The sequence below is a fragment of the Luteimonas lutimaris genome (assembly GCF_039537065.1).
In the GTDB taxonomy this organism is placed as follows: Bacteria; Pseudomonadota; Gammaproteobacteria; order Xanthomonadales; family Xanthomonadaceae; genus Luteimonas; species Luteimonas lutimaris.
The window spans coordinates 1-2,393 of sequence record NZ_BAAAZU010000017.1 but is presented as its reverse complement, the minus strand read 5'-3'; the positions used below and the strand labels follow the sequence as shown (position 1 = coordinate 2,393).

At 54.5% G+C, this 2,393-nt stretch carries 4 protein-coding genes; all 4 read left to right on the top strand.

The genetic code is table 11. The features are described 5' to 3' along the window. The first annotated feature begins 74 nt into the window (after positions 1-74). The 4 genes from ABD679_RS11190 to ABD679_RS11175 all read left to right on the top strand — a co-directional run bounded on the left by ABD679_RS11190 (position 75) and on the right by ABD679_RS11175 (position 2,218). Positions 75-374: a hypothetical protein gene (locus ABD679_RS11190; protein WP_344760067.1), complete on the top strand. Its 300-nt coding sequence runs from the start codon at positions 75-77 to the stop codon at positions 372-374. A gap of 133 nt (positions 375-507) precedes the next feature. Beyond that, positions 508-798 (top strand): hypothetical protein, encoded by a 291-nt coding sequence (locus ABD679_RS11185; RefSeq protein ID WP_344760066.1) that lies wholly within the window; start codon positions 508-510, stop codon positions 796-798. Between the two features lie 388 nt (positions 799-1,186). Beyond that, a complete protein-coding gene (locus tag ABD679_RS11180) occupies positions 1,187-1,741 on the top strand; it encodes a DUF6933 domain-containing protein (RefSeq protein WP_344760065.1) in 555 nt (184 codons plus the stop codon). A 69-nt stretch (positions 1,742-1,810) separates the two neighbouring features. Continuing rightward, positions 1,811-2,218 carry a hypothetical protein gene (locus ABD679_RS11175; protein WP_344760064.1) on the top strand — a complete coding sequence of 136 codons (408 nt, stop codon included), beginning with the start codon at positions 1,811-1,813 and terminating at the stop codon, positions 2,216-2,218. Positions 2,219-2,393 lie beyond the last annotated feature (175 nt).

The following is a 2,393-nucleotide window of genomic DNA, read 5'->3' as shown; positions in this document are numbered from 1 at the left end:
GCGTTATCGGGCGCGCACGCCGGGCTCTCGGCTCTTAGGCTAGGGGAAACTCAAGACATAAGGCGTTAGGCCTCATGTTCAACTTCTCGAACTTCGTTCCAAAAGATCCAAACCTGGCAAAAGCTGGCGGACTACTGTTAGCCGAGATCACCGTGTTTGTGACTGCGTCTTTTGCACTGTCGCAGCTTGGGGTTTCGGTGGAGGGGCTGCTGTTTGCTGGCCTCTTTTTGTTCAACCTTGCGCCAGCTTATTTCCTTGTCAGGGCCGCTATGTCCAAGAGCCGGAACGCTTTTCTGTTCGGGCTAGTCTCCCTCATACCGGCTGGTGCGATCTTTTCGTTCTTCGTACTCCGCAACGATGAGTTGTTCACATAGCAGGTCCAGCAGCCTATGCTGAGGCCTAACAATTCGTTCAAGCCGAACTTGCTTCGTTCCACCAAAGCCATGGCAGGTAAAGCTTGCCATGGCTTTGGCTCCACTACGCAAGTCGGCTTAACTCAAGCGTTAGGTGCCCATGCCACTCTTTCGTTGTTTTATTCGCGGAGATAACTTTCCCGGCAAGCTGATAGGGCGCAAGCAACCGGCCGGCTTCTACACCACGCGCTTTGTGGACGCAGCCTCGGCAGAGGAGGCAGAAATGCTGGTAGTTGAACTCTTGCGGAATGATCCGGATCTGGATGTAGCGCCAAAGCATCGGACCCAAGATGCAAAAGTGTACTTTGAGAGCATTGATGAGGTTCCCGCGGACACTGAGCGCAAGCCCAATAAGGGTTTCACCTTCTTTCTGATGGGCACCTAACAATTCATTCAAGCCGAACCCGCTTCGCGGGTCGGCTTAATTCAAGCGTTAGCCCTCACCAAAAGAAGATCCGGTGCTTGGGCTGTACTTCGGAATGCTCACCGCTCTTGATGTCGCCTGGCTTCGGTTTGCTCCGCGCTTCAACGGTTCCGGGCAAGGCCGGGGGCGCGGTGATCTGGTCGCGTTGTAGCTTCCGGGTCGTCCGTTGATACACTTTCGGTAAGGCCAAGGTCTGACAGTCCACCGTTGGTGAGGTCTAACCATTCGTTCAACCCGAACCCGCTTCGTTGCTTCGTTCAAACGTGTTGCAAGCTGTTTCAACACAGGCTCACAGTTGTCGTGGCAGCGGGTCGGGTTAACTCAAGTGTTAGGCCGCATATGACACGTCATGGCTAATCTGATCGTTACACGCGCCATAGCTGCGAGAGCTCGTATCAAACGAGATCACTTGGGCGAAGCTCGGGCGACCGACGCGCCGCTTGGCAATTGGTACGTTACGTTCCTGCCAATGGCAGAGCGGAACGCCTTTGTGTATATGAGTAGTCGCACTCAGCTGAGCTTCCTCATGCTGGAGGGAGAGCGTCTCACGCCCGAAAAGCTGTTCATAAGCCTGGTTCGGGGCATTTCCCTAGTGCTTGAGCTCGCTGGTTATCCGGAGCATGTGCGGGAGCGAGTGATGAATGGGTATCGCTCTGTCGCATTTGCGCGAGCGTCTGACCTTTCCAAGCTCGGCGTGCTGACCAACTGCGCACTCGACTATGAGAGCTTCATTGAACAAGATGGTGGCTTGAACCGCTGCAGTCTTGACCGGTTGGTAATCGACATGAATTCCCGGCCCGCCAGGAAGCTAGGATTCAGTACGCCGCTTGAAGAGACCGCAAAGGCACTTGGCGTGCGGCCTAACAAATCATTCAAGCCGATGCCGCTTCGCGGCACGGCTTAATTCTGGTGTTAGGCCCCTATGACAGAACCACATTGGACTACGTACCTAGCCGCGTTACTGGTTCCCACCGTGGCGGTGCTTGGTGTGTTCATTGCGTACCGTCAATGGCGTACGGCTCAAAACAAACTCAAGCTAGATCTGTTCGACCGAAGGCTGCTGATTCATACTGCCGCGCGAGATTACATTTCGTCCGTGATGACCTCTGGCCGCTCCACTTCAGAAGCCGAATATGCGTATCTAGCAGGTACTCGGGGTGCGAAGTGGCTATTCAATGACGACATCGTTGACTACCTGGACAAAGTTCTTTGGCACAAAATCTGCGACCTCGGGTGCCTGCAGTCGGAGCTGGAGGGGCTTCCTCCGGGACAAGAGCGGAGCGAAAAGGTGCGCAAGAAAGCAGAACTGAAGAAGTGGTTGTTCGCGCAAATGGAAGTGCTGGACAGCAAATTTGCGCCGTTCCTTCGGCTAGGCCACTGAGGCCTAACAATGCGTTGAAGCCGAAATTGCATCGCTACGCCAGCCACATGGCAGAAAAAGCTTGCCATGTGCCTAGCTACGCGCTGCAATTCGGCTTAACTTGAGCGTTAGGCCCCACAGACGTTCTGATCTAGCTTGTGACAGGTGAAACACGTTATGTGGAAAGCGCTGCATG

Coding starts and splice junctions, on each gene's coding strand:
- ABD679_RS11180 (WP_344760065.1), top strand. CDS start 1,187: ATGGCTAATCTGATCGTTACACGCGCCATAGCTGCGAGAGCTCGTATC.
- ABD679_RS11190 (WP_344760067.1), top strand. CDS start 75: ATGTTCAACTTCTCGAACTTCGTTCCAAAAGATCCAAACCTGGCAAAA.